A 14,245-nucleotide genomic window follows, 5' to 3' on the forward strand; every position below is an offset into this window, starting at 1 on the left:
GGCTGATCTCGCGACCAGTTGAGTGACATAATAATGATTCTCATTTCCATGTCAAACGCTTTCGCCAAACTTTTCTGCTAGCTAGTCGCGAGCCCTCTGGAATGGGCCTCAGGCGCTGCGGCGCAGGCGCAGCTGGGTCACTTCCCGGTTAAGCAGGTCTATCCGCCGGGCCATGCCTTCGATCAGGCTATGGGCGATTCGCGGGTTGTTCTGCATAAGGCCGAGGAACTGCTCCTTGGGAATCACCATCACCGTGCAGGGTTCGCTGGCGACCACCGTGGCGCTGCGTTTCTCGCGAGTGAACACGGCCATGGCGCCGAAGATCTCGTCCTTCTGCACATCGCCGACTTTCTGGCCGTCCACCAGCGCTTCGGCATGCCCCTCGATGATGATGAACACATGATCCGCATCGTCGCCCTGGCGGATCAGCGCCTCGCCCGCGGCGAAGTGGCGGAAGCCGGTGGCCGGGCGGACTTCCGGCTGCTTCAGGTGCGCCAGCGCATCGCCGAGCAGGGCAGTCTGTCCGATCAGGTACTGCAATAGCAGTTCCTGACGCTCCTGGTCAGCATGGATGTGCTGGAGCAGCGCATCGCGCGAATAGGGCAGCAGGCGGATCGGTTCTTCGTTGGCATGCCGGCAGGCGGGGAGCTCGAGTCCGCGTCGAAGGCCGAGGAGGTCGCCTTCCTGGAGGTAGAACAGTGGGCGTTCGTCGACCAGCGCATGCAGCAGGCCGCTTTCCACCAGGAATACCTGGTCGGCGGGCAGCTCGCGTTCCAAGTCGTCGCTACGTTCCAGTTCCACGGCGGGGCCGCTGGGTGCCAGGCCTTCGAGCAAGCGGTGAGGGATTCCCTGCAGGCGATTGATCAATTGGTCGGCATAAGCCGGTTGCTCGCCGAGTAGATACATGGCCATTTCCTTGAGCTGCCTGGTCGGGAGAGGAGGTACGAACGTCCACGAGACGATAGGTGGGCGCCCGGGGGGAGTAAATATCTTCCCGTGGCAGGTGTGAGCTAGCTCTTGTTTCGCACGGGGAAAGTCTCCAGCTCGCCGAGCAGTGCGGCCTTGTGGTCTGGGGACAGCTCGTTCCAGTGAACGTCGAGGAGTGCGCCTTCGATGGCATAGAGCAAGACTTTCGAGGCTCGGAAGCCGCGCGCGCGGACCGCGCGATAGGCTCCCACCGAGCCGAGCCGACGCAGATCGGTGGCGCTGTGGATACCCACGGCATGCAACCATTGGGTCGAGGTTTTCCCGAGGTTTTTCAGGTTCAGCAGTTCGTCGTTCATCGTCGGTCCTTGCGATGCCGCTCAGAAGCGTGATGGCGCGGAACTGCCTGGAACCGGTCCGGAGCCGACAGGGCCGGCGCGATGGAGCGAGATGGCCGACGCGAGCGGCCTTCGCCCTTACGATCCGGCGTAGGCGGTCCGGGACCGATCCTCAGCCGGCCGGGTACCTGCCAGAAGTGTAGCGGCCTCCCGGCAAAACGTGGCCTGGCGTGGTCCTTCCGCTTCTCAGGGCTCCGGCAGGTAGCGCAGGCGGGTGCCGAAGTTCACCGACATGCGGATCTCGTCCGGCGCCAGGCGCAACGGGAAATACGTACCGGATATCTGCGCATGGGCCAGGCTGGCGCCCTCCAGGCGCGCCTCGCGCAGATCCACGCCGCGCAGGTCGGCGCCGCGGAAATAGGCATCGCTGAAGTCGACGCGGGCGGCATCCAGCAGACGCAGGTCGAGGCCGCGGAAGTCGCCGCCGGCCAGGTCGATCCAGCCGTCGGCCGGCTTCTGTCGGTTGAAGCCTTCGATGTCTTCGGCGTGGAGCAGTTGGTAGAGCGGCGAGTCGAGCTGACGGGGCGAGTTCATGGGCGGCGTCCTGTGCAGAAGGCTCGCCGTGAGTATAGAAGAGCAGCGGCACGGCGCCCGCCCTGGAGGGGCGGGCGGCATGGCAGTTCGTTCAGAGACCGGGCAGGCGCTGGCGAATGCCGTCGACCAGCCCGTCGAGGCTGGCCGCGTCGTGGGTGTCTACGCGCTTGCTCTGGACCGTCTCCGCCGCTGTCAGCGGCTCGCGGGTAGCCTGCTGGGTGCGGATCACGTCGAGAGTCGCGTCGGACGGGTCCTTGCCTTCCGCCTGGCGTTGCGCAAGCCAGCCGGCGATCACCGCTTCGGGCGCCTGGCAGTCGAGGATCAGGAACGGCACGCCGGTTTCTTCCGCGATGTGGCAAGCGGCCTGGCGCTGACTCTGCTTCAGGTAGGCGGCATCGATCACCACCGGATAGCCAGCCTGGAGGATCTTCGCGGCCAACTGGTGAAGGTGCGCATAGGTCGCTTCGCTGGCCTGGCTGCTATAGATGCCGGCGGCGAACTGGCCCCTGTCGTGTTCCGGCTGCTCGCCGAACAGACGCTTGCGTTCGACATCCGAGCGCAGGCGCACGGCGCCCAGAGCCTCCACCAGACGCATGGCCACCTGGCTCTTGCCGACCGCGGAGACACCATGGGTGACCGCCAGGAAGCGCGAGGGAATGGCGCTGTAGCTTTCCGCCAGGTTGGCGTAGTTGCGGTACTGGCGCAGGGTCGCCGCGCGCTGCACGGCATCGGTCTGGTAGCCGAGGCTGAACAGCGCGACCTTGGCGCGGACCATGGCGCGGTAGGCCTTGTAGAAGTTCAGCAGTTCCAGGGCCTGGTAGTCGCCGGTGTGTTCCAGATAGAGGCTGACGAAGCGTCGAGCGTGGCACTTCAGGCCGCGATCTTCCAGGTCCATCGCGAGGAAGGCGAAGTCGGCGCAGACATCGGTGAAACGGAACGGCTCGTTGAATTCGATGCAGTCGAACAGCACTACCCTGCCGTCGATCAGCGCGGCGTTGCCCAGGTGGATGTCGCCGTGGCATTCGCGGATGAAGCCCTTCGCCTTGCGCTCCTGGAGCACCGGCAGCAGGCGTTCGAAGCTGCTTTCCGCCCAGGCTTCGAGGGCATCCAGCTGTTGCAGGTCGGCCTTGTCCTTGAGCAGCGGGCGAACCTGCTCGAAATTCTGCCGCACCGGCGCCATGCAGGACTCGGCGGTGCCCAGCGGGTGCTCCAGCGGCACCTTCGGAGTGTTCTGGTGGAAGTGCGCGATCTGCTCGGCCAGTTCGTCGATATGCTGGTTGGACAGTTCGCCGCGGCCCTGGATTGCCGCCAGCAGGTTGTCCTGCGGGAACTGGCGCATCTTCAGCAGGTATTCGATTGCCTCGCCGTCGCCGCCGATCCGCGGCGCCTCTTCGCTGCCGGTGATCGGCAGGACCTCCAGGTAGAGATCGTCGGTGAGGCGCTGGTTCAGGCGCAGCTCTTCGTTGCAATAGAAGCGGCGCTTGTCCAGGCTGGTGAAATCGAGAAAGCCGAAATCCATCGGCTTCTTGATCTTGTAGGCGTAGGGACCGGTCAACAGGACCCAGGAGATGTGCGTCTCGATGACCTCGAAGCGCTCCACCGGGTGGGGGTAGAGGGCCGGGTTCTGCAGGGCGGCGATCAGGGTCTGGCTCACGGGATATCCTTGCCTCTGAAATATGCGAAAACCCGCATTATGGCGGGAAGGGGTGACAGTGCAAACCTCGCTGGCGGATAGCAACCATTTGCCGGATCGCCGGTCGAATGCGCCGCGCTGCCGCCGCGCCTATCCACCGGGGCCGCGCAGACCGTGGATGCCGCCGATGCGGTGTCTGTCCGCTGTGGATAAAGTACGTATAATGCGCCGCCATGACGCGTCCCCGATCCCCCCGTTCCCGTAACAGCAAAGCACGCCCGGCACCCGGCCTGAACAAATGGCTCGGCTGGGCCCTCAAGCTCGGCCTCGTCGGCCTGGTGCTCCTCGCCGGCTTCGCCATCTATCTCGATGCCGTGGTGCAGGAGAAATTCTCCGGCCGGCGCTGGACCATCCCGGCGAAGGTCTATGCCCGCCCGCTGGAGCTGTTCAACGGCCTGAAGCTGAGCAGGGAAGACTTCCTGCGCGAACTCGACGCCCTCGGCTACCGTCGCGAGCCCAGCGTGAGCGGCCCTGGAACCGTATCGGTGGCGGCCAGCGCGGTCGAACTCAATACCCGTGGCTTCCAGTTCTACGAAGGCGCGGAACCGGCCCAGCGCGTGCGCGTGCGCTTCAACGGCAACTATGTCAGCGGGCTGAGCCAGGCCAACGGCAAGGAACTGGCGGTGGCGCGCCTTGAGCCGCTGCTGATCGGCGGCTTGTATCCGGCGCACCATGAGGATCGCATCCTGGTCAAGCTCGACCAGGTGCCGACCTACCTGATCGACACCCTGGTCGCGGTCGAGGATCGCGACTTCTGGAACCACCATGGCGTGTCGCTGAAATCCGTGGCCCGGGCGGTGTGGGTCAACACCACGGCCGGCCAGCTGCGCCAGGGCGGCAGCACCCTGACCCAGCAGTTGGTGAAGAACTTCTTCCTGAGCAATGAGCGCAGCCTGAGCCGCAAGATCAACGAGGCGATGATGGCGGTGCTGCTGGAACTGCACTACGACAAGCGCGACATCCTCGAGTCCTATCTCAACGAGGTGTTCCTCGGCCAGGATGGGCAACGAGCGATCCATGGCTTCGGCCTGGCCAGCCAGTATTTCTTCAGTCAGCCGCTGGCCGAGCTCAAGCTCGACCAGGTGGCGCTGCTGGTCGGCATGGTCAAGGGACCGTCCTACTTCAACCCGCGGCGTTACCCGGATCGTGCGCTGGCGCGGCGCAACCTGGTGCTCGACGTGCTCGCCGAGCAGGGCGTGGCGACCCAGCAGGAAGTCGACGCCGCCAAGCAGCGCCCGCTCGGCGTTACCCGGCAGGGCAGCATGGCCGACAGCTCCTATCCGGCCTTCCTCGACCTGGTCAAGCGCCAGTTGCGCCAGGACTACCGCGACGAGGACCTGACCGAGGAAGGGCTGCGCATCTTCACCAGCTTCGATCCGATCCTGCAGGAGAAGGCCGAGACCTCCGTCAACGAAACGCTCAAGCGCCTCAGTGGGCGCAAGGGAGTCGACCAGGTCGAGGCGGCGATGGTCGTGACCAATCCGGAAACCGGCGAGATCCAGGCCCTGATCGGCAGTCGCGACCCGCGCTTCGCCGGCTTCAACCGGGCCCTGGACGCGGTGCGGCCGATCGGTTCGCTGATCAAGCCGGCGGTCTACCTGACCGCTCTCGAGCGGCCGAGCAAGTACACCCTGACCACCTGGGTGCAGGACGAGCCCTTCGCGGTGAAAGGCCAGGACGGCCAGGTCTGGCGACCGCAGAACTACGACCGGCGCTCGCATGGCACGATCTTCCTGTACCAGGGCCTGGCAAACTCCTACAACCTGTCCACCGCCAAGCTCGGCCTCGACGTCGGTGTGCCCAACGTGCTGCAGACCGTCGCCCGGCTGGGCATCAACCGTGACTGGCCGGCCTATCCTTCGATGCTGCTGGGCGCCGGTTCGCTCAGTCCGATGGAGGTCGCCACCATGTACCAGACCATCGCCAGCGGCGGCTTCAACACGCCGTTGCGGGGGATCCGCAGCGTCCTCACTGCCGACGGCCAGCCGCTCAAGCGCTATCCGTTCCAGGTCGAACAGCGCTTCGACTCGGGCGCCGTCTACCTGGTGCAGAACGCCATGCAGCGGGTCATGCGCGAAGGCACCGGGCGTTCGGTGTACAGTCAATTGCCGTCGTCGCTGACCCTCGCCGGCAAGACCGGCACCAGCAACGACTCGCGCGATAGCTGGTTCTCCGGTTTCGGCGGCGACCTCCAGGCTGTGGTCTGGCTCGGTCGCGACGACAACGGCAAGACGCCGCTTACCGGCGCCACCGGTGCCTTGCAGGTGTGGGCCAGCTTCATGCGCAAGGCGCATCCGCAATCGCTGGAAATGCCGATGCCGGAGAACGTGGTGATGGCCTGGGTCGACGCGCAGACCGGGCAGGGCTCGGCGGCGGATTGCCCGAATGCCGTACAGATGCCCTATATTCGTGGCAGCGAGCCCGCCCAGGGCCCAGGCTGCGGGAGCCAGAACCCCGCCGGCGAGGTGATGGACTGGGTACGTGGCTGGCTGAATTGATCCGAGAGGACCTGACGTGAAGAAGATTTTCGTATTCGCCGCGCTTGCCGGCAGTGCCGTGCTCGCGGGCTGTGCCAGCCCGCAGCACGGGGCGATCCCGGTGGTGGATTCCGGTACTCCGGTGTCCAACCAGGAAAGCGGCGGTTTCCGCATCACCCGTACCCAGGTACCGCGTACCCAGCAAGGCGCCGCCACCCAGGGCATTCCCCAGGGCGGCGACTCCGGTGTGGTGGTGATGGTGCCGCAGGGCGCCAATTCCGCACCGATCCAGACTTTCCCGGCGCAGTCCGGCGCCGCGCCGATCAGCAGCGCTCCGCTCGGCACCGGCACCCAGTACCAGGCTCCGCCCAGCAGCGCCTCCACGCCACCGCTGGGTGGCAGCTACAACATGCCGCCCAGCGGCGCCAGTCGTTCCGCGCCCACCGGCATTCCGGCCTCCGGCTCGGCCGGCAGCCTGGCGGCCGACGAGCAGTTGGACGGGCCGGTCCTGGCGATGCTCACAACCGCCCAGCAACAGCAGGGCAGCGGCGACCTGAACAGCGCCGCCGCCAGCCTCGAGCGAGCCCAGCGCATCGCTCCGCGCGAGCCGCAGGTGCTCTATCGCCTGGCCCAGGTGCGCCTGGCCCAGGGCGATGCGGCCCAGGCCGAGCAGGTCGCGCGCCGTGGCTTGAGCTACGCCAATGGCCGGCCGGCCTTGCAGGCCGGGCTCTGGGAACTGATCGCCCAGGCTCGGGAGAAGCAGGGAGACTCCGCCGGCGCTGCGCTGGCCCGGCAGAAGGCCAAGGTCAGCTCCTGATGGATCGACGGGTCTATGCGCTGGCCGACCAGTTGTTGCTGATCGAGCGTGAGTTGCGTGCCCTCGGCTGGTGGAGCGAAAGCAGCCCCGCCCCGGAAGCGCTGGCCAGCCCCGAGCCGTTCTGCGTGGATACGCTGGCGCTCGAGCAATGGCTGCAATGGATCTTCCTGCCACGGATGAAGCTGATTCTCGAAAGCGACAGCGCCTTGCCGCAAGCCTCGGGTATCCTGGCCATGGCCGAGGTGGCCTATGCGCAGCGTGGCGAGGAAGTCGCCGGCCTGCTGGCGGCGCTTGGCGAGTTCGACCGGCTGATCGGCGGGCCGTCATGAAGCTTCGGCAGTAAAGAAAAACCCGGCTACAGGCCGGGTTTTTCTTTGCTTCAAGCAAGGCGGAGAGCCGGGTCAGCCCCATGCTGCGGGACGGGGCTGTGTTCGCCTCAGCGGCAATTCTCCTGGATCGCCTTTTCGGCCTTGGCGATTCGCTCCTGGCGTTCTTCCTCGCCGAGGCGACGGAGTTCGCCCTTGCCTTCGTCGACCCTTACGCGCGGGTTGTTCTTCAGTTGCGCGAGGTTGTTGCGGGTCTCTTCGCAGAACTGCTTGCGCTCGGCCTCTTCCTTCGCCACTTGCTGCTTCACCTTGTCGTCGATCGCCTTCTGCTCGGGATCGGCCGGTTTCTGCTGGATGGTCGGTGCCGGGGTCGAGGGGGGCAGGGGGAAGTTGTCCGGTGGCGGGGCGGTCTGGGTATTCACCGTGGTCGCTTGCGCACCTTGCGGCGGTTGTGCGCCGAAGTGGGTGACGCCCTCGGCGTCGACCCATTTGTAGATCGGGGCGGCCATGGCGAAAGAGGAGAGGGCGAGCAACAAGCTGGCCGGGAGGATCATGCGTCGCATGCGGAGTCCTTGGAATGCGCTAACTGCGGCTAACTATAACCAAATCCGCCAGCGCGGCATGCTGCACGGCATCACAACCGCCGCCGGAGACGGCCTCGCCGTGGCAAGTCCTCGCGGGAATCATGGGCATTTTGGAAAAGTTTGCTCTAAATCGGAATTTTCTAGCCATAAAATCTGTTTTTGGTCATTGATCAGCTTTTTTATGGAAGGGTATGGCAGCTTCCTTGGAATTTTTTTTGATAATTTTCAGAATAAAGCTTGACTTGCGTTCGACGAATGCGAAGAATCCAAGCTCGCTGTAGCGGGCCGTCTGCAACCCAGTCCCCTCTCCGGCAGACCATGAGGTGCCTACCCGCGCCGAAAGTTACACCCTGCTTCGCGTTACCTCGCGCTGGGTGGAAGAGCTCCGTAACACCAGGCGCCCTTCCAAGTTTGCTCAATCGGCAGTTGACGTAGCCGGTGACTACCGTCACCCATGCTCTGCCGGGCAGCCAACCGAATTTCGGTCGCCCGCCCCTGGGTGGCCGTATAGCGTTCTAGAGGTGAAAACGTGGAGCTTTTATCTGGCGCTGAAATGGTCGTCCGCTCGTTGCGCGACGAAGGCGTTAAGTACATCTACGGGTACCCGGGTGGTGCCCTCCTGCATATCTACGACGCGCTCTTCAAGGAGCACGACGTGACCCACATCCTGGTGCGCCACGAACAGGCGGCTACCCATATGGCCGACGGCTACGCCCGCGCCACCGGCAAGCCCGGTGTCGTGTTGGTGACTTCCGGCCCGGGCGCGACCAACGCCATCACCGGTATCGCCACCGCATACATGGACTCCATCCCGATGGTAATCCTGTCGGGCCAGGTGCCGAGCAACATGGTCGGTACCGACGCGTTCCAGGAAACCGACATGGTCGGGATCTCCCGGCCGATCGTGAAGCACAGCTTCATCATCAAGCATCCCTCGGAAATTCCCGAGGTGATCAAGAAGGCCTTTTACCTGGCGCAGTCCGGTCGTCCGGGGCCGGTGGTCGTGGATATTCCGAAGGACATGGGCGACCCGACGCAGAAGTTCGAATATTCCTATCCGAAGAAGGTCAAGTTGCGTTCGTACAGCCCGGCCGTTCGCGGTCACTCGGGACAGATCCGCAAGGCCGCCGAGATGCTCCTGGCCGCCAAGCGCCCGGTGGTCTATTCCGGCGGCGGCGTGATCATGGGCAATGCCGCGGCGCCGCTGACCGAGCTGGCGCAGATGCTCAACCTGCCGGTGACCAACACCCTGATGGGCCTCGGCGGGTATCCCGGCGCGGACCGCCAGTTCCTCGGCATGCTCGGGATGCACGGCAGCTTCACCGCCAACCTGGCGATGCATCACAGCGACGTGATCCTCGCGGTCGGAGCGCGTTTCGACGACCGGGTCATCAACGGCGCGGCGAAGTTCTGCCCGAACGCCAAGATCATCCACATCGACATCGATCCGGCGTCGATTTCTAAGACCATCAAGGCCGACATCCCGATCGTCGGCCCGGTGGACAGCGTTCTCACCGAAATGGTCGCGATCGTCAGGGAAATCGGCGAGACCCCGAACCAGGATGCCCAGGCTGCCTGGTGGAAGCAGATCGACGAATGGCGTGGTAACCGTGGGTTGTTCCCGTACGACAAGGGCGACGGCAGCATCATCAAGCCGCAGACCGTCATCGAGACGCTCTACGAGGTTACCCATGGCGATGCCTTCATCACCTCCGATGTCGGCCAGCACCAGATGTTCGCCTCGCAGTACTACAAGTTCAACAAGCCCAATCGCTGGATCAACTCCGGCGGTCTCGGCACCATGGGCTTCGGCTTCCCGGCGGCGATGGGCATCAAGCTCAACTTCCCGGACGACGATGTCGCCTGCGTGACCGGCGAGGGCAGTATCCAGATGAATATCCAGGAACTGTCTACCTGCCTGCAGTACGACCTGCCGGTGAAGATCGTCAACCTGAACAATGGTGCCCTGGGCATGGTCCGCCAGTGGCAGGACATGCAGTACAACAGCCGTTATTCGCATTCCTACATGGAATCCCTGCCGGACTTCGTCAAGCTTGCCGAAGCCTACGGGCATGTCGGCATGCGCATCACCGACCTGAAGGATCTGAAGCCGAAGATGGAGGAGGCGTTCGCCATGAAGAATCGCCTGGTCTTCCTCGACATCCAGGTGGACGCCAGCGAACACGTCTATCCGATGCAGATCCGTGACGGCGCGATGCGCGACATGTGGCTGAGCAAGACGGAGCGTACCTGATCATGCGACACATCATTTCCCTGCTGCTGGAAAACGAGCCAGGCGCATTGTCCCGCGTGGTCGGCCTGTTCTCCCAACGCAACTACAACATCGAAAGCCTGACCGTGGCGCCGACCGAGGACCCGACCCTGTCGCGTCTGACGCTGACCACCGTGGGGCACGATGAGGTGATCGAGCAGATCACCAAGAACCTCAACAAGCTGATCGAAGTGGTCAAGCTGGTGGATCTGTCGGAAAGCGCCCATATCGAGCGCGAGCTGATGCTGGTGAAGGTCAAGGCCACGGGCGCCCAGCGCGCCGAGGTCAAGCGCACCACCGATATCTTCCGTGGGCAGATCGTCGACGTCACCAGTAGCGTCTATACCGTGCAACTGGCGGGTACCAGCGACAAACTGGACAGCTTCATCCAGGCCATCGGCACTGCGTCGATCCTGGAAGTGGTCCGCAGTGGCGTCACTGGCATCGCCCGTGGCGACAAGACTCTGAGCATCTGAACTGAAAGCAGGCCCGCGAGGCCTTACTGAAGGGGAATTCCCATGCGCGTTTTCTACGATAAAGACTGTGACCTCTCGATCATCCAGGGCAAGAAAGTTGCCATCATCGGCTACGGCTCCCAGGGCCACGCCCATGCCTGCAACCTGAAGGACTCCGGCGTCGACGTCACCGTGGGCCTGCGTAGCGGCTCCGCCACCGTGGCCAAGGCCGAAGCGCACGGTCTGAAGGTTGCCGACGTGAAGACCGCCGTCGCCGCAGCCGACGTGGTCATGATCCTCACCCCGGACGAGTTCCAGGGCCGCCTGTACAAGGAAGAGATCGAGCCGAACCTGAAGAAGGGCGCCACCCTGGCCTTCGCTCACGGCTTCTCCATCCACTACAACCAGGTCGTCCCGCGCGCCGACCTCGACGTGATCATGATCGCGCCGAAGGCCCCGGGTCACACCGTGCGTTCTGAGTTCGTCAAGGGCGGTGGCATCCCTGACCTGATCGCCATCTACCAGGACGCTTCCGGCAACGCCAAGAACGTCGCCCTGTCCTACGCCTGCGGCGTCGGCGGCGGTCGTACCGGTATCATCGAAACCACCTTCAAGGACGAGACCGAAACCGACCTGTTCGGTGAGCAAGCCGTTCTCTGCGGTGGTTGCGTCGAGCTGGTCAAGGCCGGTTTCGAAACCCTGGTCGAAGCCGGTTACGCGCCGGAAATGGCCTACTTCGAGTGCCTGCACGAGCTGAAGCTGATCGTCGACCTGATGTACGAAGGCGGCATCGCCAACATGAACTACTCCATCTCCAACAACGCCGAATACGGTGAGTACGTAACCGGTCCGGAGGTGATCAACGCCGAGTCCCGTGCTGCCATGCGCAACGCCCTGAAGCGCATCCAGGACGGCGAATACGCGAAGATGTTCATTACCGAAGGTGCGGCCAACTACCCGTCGATGACTGCCTACCGCCGCAACAACGCCGCTCACCCGATCGAGCAGATCGGCGAGAAGCTGCGCGCGATGATGCCGTGGATCGCAGCCAACAAGATCGTCGACAAGAGCAAGAACTAAGCGGCTCCGGCGACAGACGAAGAAACGCGGCCCCGGCCGCGTTTTTTCGTTCTTGCCTGGCGATCTGGTATAAAGCCTGGGCCGGCGGAGTTGTCTTCCTAGTCAGAAGTGCTGTCGGCATATTCGTACCCCATCAGTTCCCAAGGAATTGTCCATGAGTGAACGTCCCGAGGAGCCGAACAAGGCCTCCGACGAAGAAAGCCTGCTGCCCATCGACGAACATATAGAAGAAGGGCACGACGCCGAAGGGCGGAAGGTTCGTCACCGCGGTATCTACCTGCTGCCCAACCTGTTCACCACGGCGGCCCTGTTTTCCGGCTTCTACGCCATCATCAATGGCATGAGCGGCCAGTTCGCCAACGCCGCCATCGCTATCTTCGTGGCCATGGTCCTCGATGGACTGGACGGCCGTGTGGCTCGCCTGACCAACACCCAGAGCGCCTTCGGCGCCGAGTATGACTCGCTGTCCGACATGGTCGCCTTCGGTGTAGCGCCGGCGCTGGTCGCCTTCGAATGGGCGCTTGGCAGCCTCGGCAAGGTCGGCTGGATGGTCGCCTTCATCTACGTTGCGGGCGCAGCCCTGCGTCTGGCTCGTTTCAACACCCAGGTCGGCAAGGCCGACAAGCGCTATTTCATCGGCCTGGCCAGTCCGGCCGCCGCGGCGCTGGTGGCGGGCACGGTATGGGCGTTCAGCGATTTCGAGATCCAGGGCGCCAAGGTTGCCTTCCTCGTCGCCCTGCTGGTCGCCGCCGCTGGTGTGCTGATGGTCAGCAACATCAAGTACCACAGCTTCAAGGATCTCGACCTGCGCGGCCGGGTGCCGTTCGTGGCGATCCTTATCGTGGTGCTGGCCTTCGCCGTGGTCTTTACCGACCCGCCGCGCATCCTCCTGTTGCTGTTCCTTGCCTACGCGGCCTCCGGTCCTGTGCAATACCTGCTGCAGCTGCGTCGCCGGAAGCAGCCGAGCTGATGTAATTTCCAACGGGCTCCGTAGTCTACTGGCACAAAGCTGGTCATTGCGGAGCCCGTCATGCTGATCAAGATTCCCTCCCGTTCCGACTGTTCCGAGTCGGAAGTCACGTCCGAAACCCTCTACCTGTCCCGTCGGCGTCTGCTCGGTGCTTCCTTCGCCGGATTGGCGCTGGCCAGCGGCCTGCCGCGCCTGGGCTTTGCCGACGAACAGCGCTATGCCGGCGTCGAGCAGGTGCCGGCGCCGGGCTGGTTCGCCGAAAAGCTACCGCAGACCCGCTGGCAGGCGGTGGATGTCCAGAGGGAGGCGATCACGCCATTCAAGGACGCCACCCACTACAACAATTTCTACGAATTCGGGCCGAACAAGGGCGACCCGGCGGAAAACGCCTCGGCCCTGAAGACCGAGCCCTGGTCGGTGGTGATCGACGGCGAGGTCGGCAAGCCGGGTACCTATGCCCTCGAGGATTTCGTCAAACCCTACCAACTGGAAGAGCGCATCTATCGGCTGCGCTGCGTGGAAGCCTGGTCGATGGTGATCCCTTGGCTGGGCTTTCCCCTGGCGGACCTGCTCAAGCGGGTCGAACCCAATGGGCAGGCGAAGTTCGTCCGTTTCGAAACCCTGCAGCGTCCGGAACAGATGGTCGGCCAACGCTCCGGTTTCTCGGTGATCGACTGGCCTTATATGGAAGGCTTGCGCATGGACGAGGCGATGCATCCCCTGGCAATTCTGGCGGTGGGCATGTACGGGCGGCTGTTGCCCAACCAGAATGGCGCGCCGTTGCGCCTGGTGGTGCCGTGGAAGTATGGCTTCAAGAGCATCAAGTCCATCGTGCGTATCAGTCTGGTCCGCGAGCAGCCGAAGACCACCTGGGAAAGCATTGCCGCCAACGAGTACGGGTTCTATGCCAACGTCAATCCGCAGGTCGACCACCCTCGATGGTCCCAGGCTCGCGAGCGGCGCCTGCCCAGTGGGTTGTTCAGCCCCAATGTACGGGATACGCAGATGTTCAATGGCTACGGGAGCGAGGTCGCTTCCCTTTATAGCGGCATGGATCTGAGGAAGTACTACTGATGCGCTACTGGTATCTGCGCCTTGCGGTATTCCTGGGGGCGCTGGCAGTGCCGGCCTGGTGGTTGTACCAAGCCTGGATCTTTGCCCTCGGACCTGACCCGGGCAAGACCCTGGTCGATCGACTGGGGCTGGGCGCCTTGGTATTGCTGCTACTCACCCTGGCGATGACCCCACTGCAGAAGCTGAGCGGCTGGCCGGGCTGGATCGCCGTGCGTCGCCAGTTGGGGTTGTGGTGCTTCACCTATGTGCTGCTGCACCTGAGCGCTTACTGCGTGTTCATCCTGGGGCTGGACTGGGGGCAGTTGGGCATCGAGTTGAGCAAGCGTCCCTACATCATCGTGGGAATGCTTGGATTCATCTGCCTGTTCCTGTTGGCGATCACTTCCAACCGCTTCGCCATGCGCAAGCTCGGTAGTCGCTGGAAGAAGCTGCATCGCCTGGTCTACCTGATCCTTGGGCTCGGCTTGCTGCACATGCTCTGGGTGGTGCGGGCAGACCTGGAGGAGTGGACCCTGTACGCTGTGGCTGGTGCGTCGCTCATGCTGCTGCGGCTACCCTCGATCGCTCGCCGCCTGCCCAGGCTTCGAACTCGTCCCGGTGTTTCGTAATAAAAGTTTCAAATAAGTGTTGACGCCAGTTTC

15 protein-coding genes are annotated in these 14,245 nt (G+C 63.7%); 10 read left to right on the forward strand and 5 right to left on the reverse strand.

Annotated features, from left to right (window positions below):
• Window positions 1-108: 108 nt before the first annotated feature.
• The 4 genes from cbpA to HMPREF2924_RS11865 all read right to left on the reverse strand — a co-directional run bounded on the left by cbpA (window position 109) and on the right by HMPREF2924_RS11865 (window position 3,510).
• Window positions 109-906, reverse strand: coding sequence for a cAMP-binding protein CbpA (cbpA, locus tag HMPREF2924_RS11850; RefSeq protein WP_003135203.1), 798 nt, complete (start codon window positions 904-906; stop codon window positions 109-111).
• Between the two features lie 104 nt (window positions 907-1,010).
• On the reverse strand, window positions 1,011-1,283 hold the full coding sequence (locus HMPREF2924_RS11855; RefSeq protein WP_003095094.1) for a TfoX/Sxy family protein: 273 nt from the start codon (window positions 1,281-1,283) through the stop codon (window positions 1,011-1,013).
• A 225-nt stretch (window positions 1,284-1,508) separates the two neighbouring features.
• On the reverse strand, window positions 1,509-1,856 hold the full coding sequence (locus HMPREF2924_RS11860) for a pentapeptide repeat-containing protein (RefSeq protein WP_003095090.1): 348 nt from the start codon (window positions 1,854-1,856) through the stop codon (window positions 1,509-1,511).
• A gap of 91 nt (window positions 1,857-1,947) precedes the next feature.
• Window positions 1,948-3,510, reverse strand: a complete 1,563-nt coding sequence (locus HMPREF2924_RS11865) for a bifunctional aminoglycoside phosphotransferase/ATP-binding protein (RefSeq protein ID WP_003125376.1) — start codon at window positions 3,508-3,510, stop codon at window positions 1,948-1,950.
• 212 nt (window positions 3,511-3,722) lie between these two features.
• On the opposite strand from HMPREF2924_RS11865, the gene mrcB reads away from it, so the two are divergent.
• From mrcB to HMPREF2924_RS11880, 3 genes are read left to right on the forward strand one after another with little or no spacing between them, the layout of a single operon-like run.
• Complete coding sequence (gene mrcB / locus HMPREF2924_RS11870) at window positions 3,723-6,047, forward strand: penicillin-binding protein 1B (protein ID WP_003111352.1); 2,325 nt, start codon at window positions 3,723-3,725, stop codon at window positions 6,045-6,047.
• Window positions 6,048-6,063: 16 nt separating this feature from the next.
• The gene (lpoP, locus tag HMPREF2924_RS11875; RefSeq protein WP_003095080.1) at window positions 6,064-6,843 is read left to right on the forward strand and encodes a penicillin-binding protein activator LpoP; all 780 of its coding nucleotides are present in this window, start codon (window positions 6,064-6,066) and stop codon (window positions 6,841-6,843) included.
• Entirely contained in the window at window positions 6,843-7,172 is a 330-nt protein-coding gene (locus tag HMPREF2924_RS11880) for a YqcC family protein (protein WP_003111351.1), read from the forward strand. Before lpoP ends, HMPREF2924_RS11880 begins: the two co-directional genes overlap by 1 nt.
• A 107-nt stretch (window positions 7,173-7,279) precedes the next feature.
• On the opposite strand, the gene HMPREF2924_RS11885 is transcribed toward HMPREF2924_RS11880, so the two are convergent.
• The gene (locus HMPREF2924_RS11885; RefSeq protein ID WP_003095076.1) at window positions 7,280-7,732 is read right to left on the reverse strand and encodes a DUF4124 domain-containing protein; all 453 of its coding nucleotides are present in this window, start codon (window positions 7,730-7,732) and stop codon (window positions 7,280-7,282) included.
• On the opposite strand from HMPREF2924_RS11885, the gene HMPREF2924_RS35865 reads away from it, so the two are divergent.
• The 7 genes from HMPREF2924_RS35865 (at window position 7,722) to msrQ (ending at window position 14,212) form a co-directional block, all read left to right on the forward strand.
• Window positions 7,722-7,994 carry a hypothetical protein gene (locus tag HMPREF2924_RS35865; RefSeq protein ID WP_152934532.1) on the forward strand — a complete coding sequence of 91 codons (273 nt, stop codon included), beginning with the start codon at window positions 7,722-7,724 and terminating at the stop codon, window positions 7,992-7,994. The two genes, HMPREF2924_RS11885 and HMPREF2924_RS35865, sit on opposite strands and share 11 nt — an antisense overlap.
• A 288-nt stretch (window positions 7,995-8,282) precedes the next feature.
• Window positions 8,283-10,007 (forward strand): acetolactate synthase 3 large subunit, encoded by a 1,725-nt coding sequence (locus tag HMPREF2924_RS11890; protein ID WP_003095071.1) that lies wholly within the window; start codon window positions 8,283-8,285, stop codon window positions 10,005-10,007.
• Window positions 10,008-10,009: 2 nt separating this feature from the next.
• Entirely contained in the window at window positions 10,010-10,501 is a 492-nt protein-coding gene (gene ilvN / locus HMPREF2924_RS11895; protein WP_003095069.1) for an acetolactate synthase small subunit, read from the forward strand.
• Between the two features lie 42 nt (window positions 10,502-10,543).
• Window positions 10,544-11,560, forward strand: coding sequence for a ketol-acid reductoisomerase (gene ilvC / locus HMPREF2924_RS11900; protein ID WP_003095066.1), 1,017 nt, complete (start codon window positions 10,544-10,546; stop codon window positions 11,558-11,560).
• A 154-nt stretch (window positions 11,561-11,714) separates the two neighbouring features.
• Complete coding sequence (pssA, locus tag HMPREF2924_RS11905) at window positions 11,715-12,530, forward strand: CDP-diacylglycerol--serine O-phosphatidyltransferase (RefSeq protein WP_003095061.1); 816 nt, start codon at window positions 11,715-11,717, stop codon at window positions 12,528-12,530.
• Window positions 12,531-12,590: 60 nt separating this feature from the next.
• Window positions 12,591-13,604 (forward strand): protein-methionine-sulfoxide reductase catalytic subunit MsrP, encoded by a 1,014-nt coding sequence (gene msrP / locus HMPREF2924_RS11910; protein ID WP_003135202.1) that lies wholly within the window; start codon window positions 12,591-12,593, stop codon window positions 13,602-13,604.
• Window positions 13,604-14,212, forward strand: a complete 609-nt coding sequence (msrQ, locus tag HMPREF2924_RS11915) for a protein-methionine-sulfoxide reductase heme-binding subunit MsrQ (RefSeq protein ID WP_003111346.1) — start codon at window positions 13,604-13,606, stop codon at window positions 14,210-14,212. The genes msrP and msrQ overlap by 1 nt, the downstream gene beginning before the upstream one ends.
• Window positions 14,213-14,245 lie beyond the last annotated feature (33 nt).

Source organism: Pseudomonas sp. HMSC063H08, from assembly GCF_001813645.1.
Taxonomy (GTDB): domain Bacteria; phylum Pseudomonadota; class Gammaproteobacteria; order Pseudomonadales; family Pseudomonadaceae; genus Pseudomonas; species Pseudomonas aeruginosa.

Coding starts and splice junctions, on each gene's coding strand:
- cbpA (WP_003135203.1), bottom strand. CDS start 906: ATGTATCTACTCGGCGAGCAACCGGCTTATGCCGACCAATTGATCAAT.
- HMPREF2924_RS11855 (WP_003095094.1), bottom strand. CDS start 1,283: ATGAACGACGAACTGCTGAACCTGAAAAACCTCGGGAAAACCTCGACC.
- HMPREF2924_RS11860 (WP_003095090.1), bottom strand. CDS start 1,856: ATGAACTCGCCCCGTCAGCTCGACTCGCCGCTCTACCAACTGCTCCAC.
- mrcB (WP_003111352.1), top strand. CDS start 3,723: ATGACGCGTCCCCGATCCCCCCGTTCCCGTAACAGCAAAGCACGCCCG.
- HMPREF2924_RS11880 (WP_003111351.1), top strand. CDS start 6,843: ATGGATCGACGGGTCTATGCGCTGGCCGACCAGTTGTTGCTGATCGAG.
- HMPREF2924_RS35865 (WP_152934532.1), top strand. CDS start 7,722: ATGCGTCGCATGCGGAGTCCTTGGAATGCGCTAACTGCGGCTAACTAT.
- HMPREF2924_RS11885 (WP_003095076.1), bottom strand. CDS start 7,732: ATGCGACGCATGATCCTCCCGGCCAGCTTGTTGCTCGCCCTCTCCTCT.
- ilvN (WP_003095069.1), top strand. CDS start 10,010: ATGCGACACATCATTTCCCTGCTGCTGGAAAACGAGCCAGGCGCATTG.
- ilvC (WP_003095066.1), top strand. CDS start 10,544: ATGCGCGTTTTCTACGATAAAGACTGTGACCTCTCGATCATCCAGGGC.
- pssA (WP_003095061.1), top strand. CDS start 11,715: ATGAGTGAACGTCCCGAGGAGCCGAACAAGGCCTCCGACGAAGAAAGC.
- msrP (WP_003135202.1), top strand. CDS start 12,591: ATGCTGATCAAGATTCCCTCCCGTTCCGACTGTTCCGAGTCGGAAGTC.
- msrQ (WP_003111346.1), top strand. CDS start 13,604: ATGCGCTACTGGTATCTGCGCCTTGCGGTATTCCTGGGGGCGCTGGCA.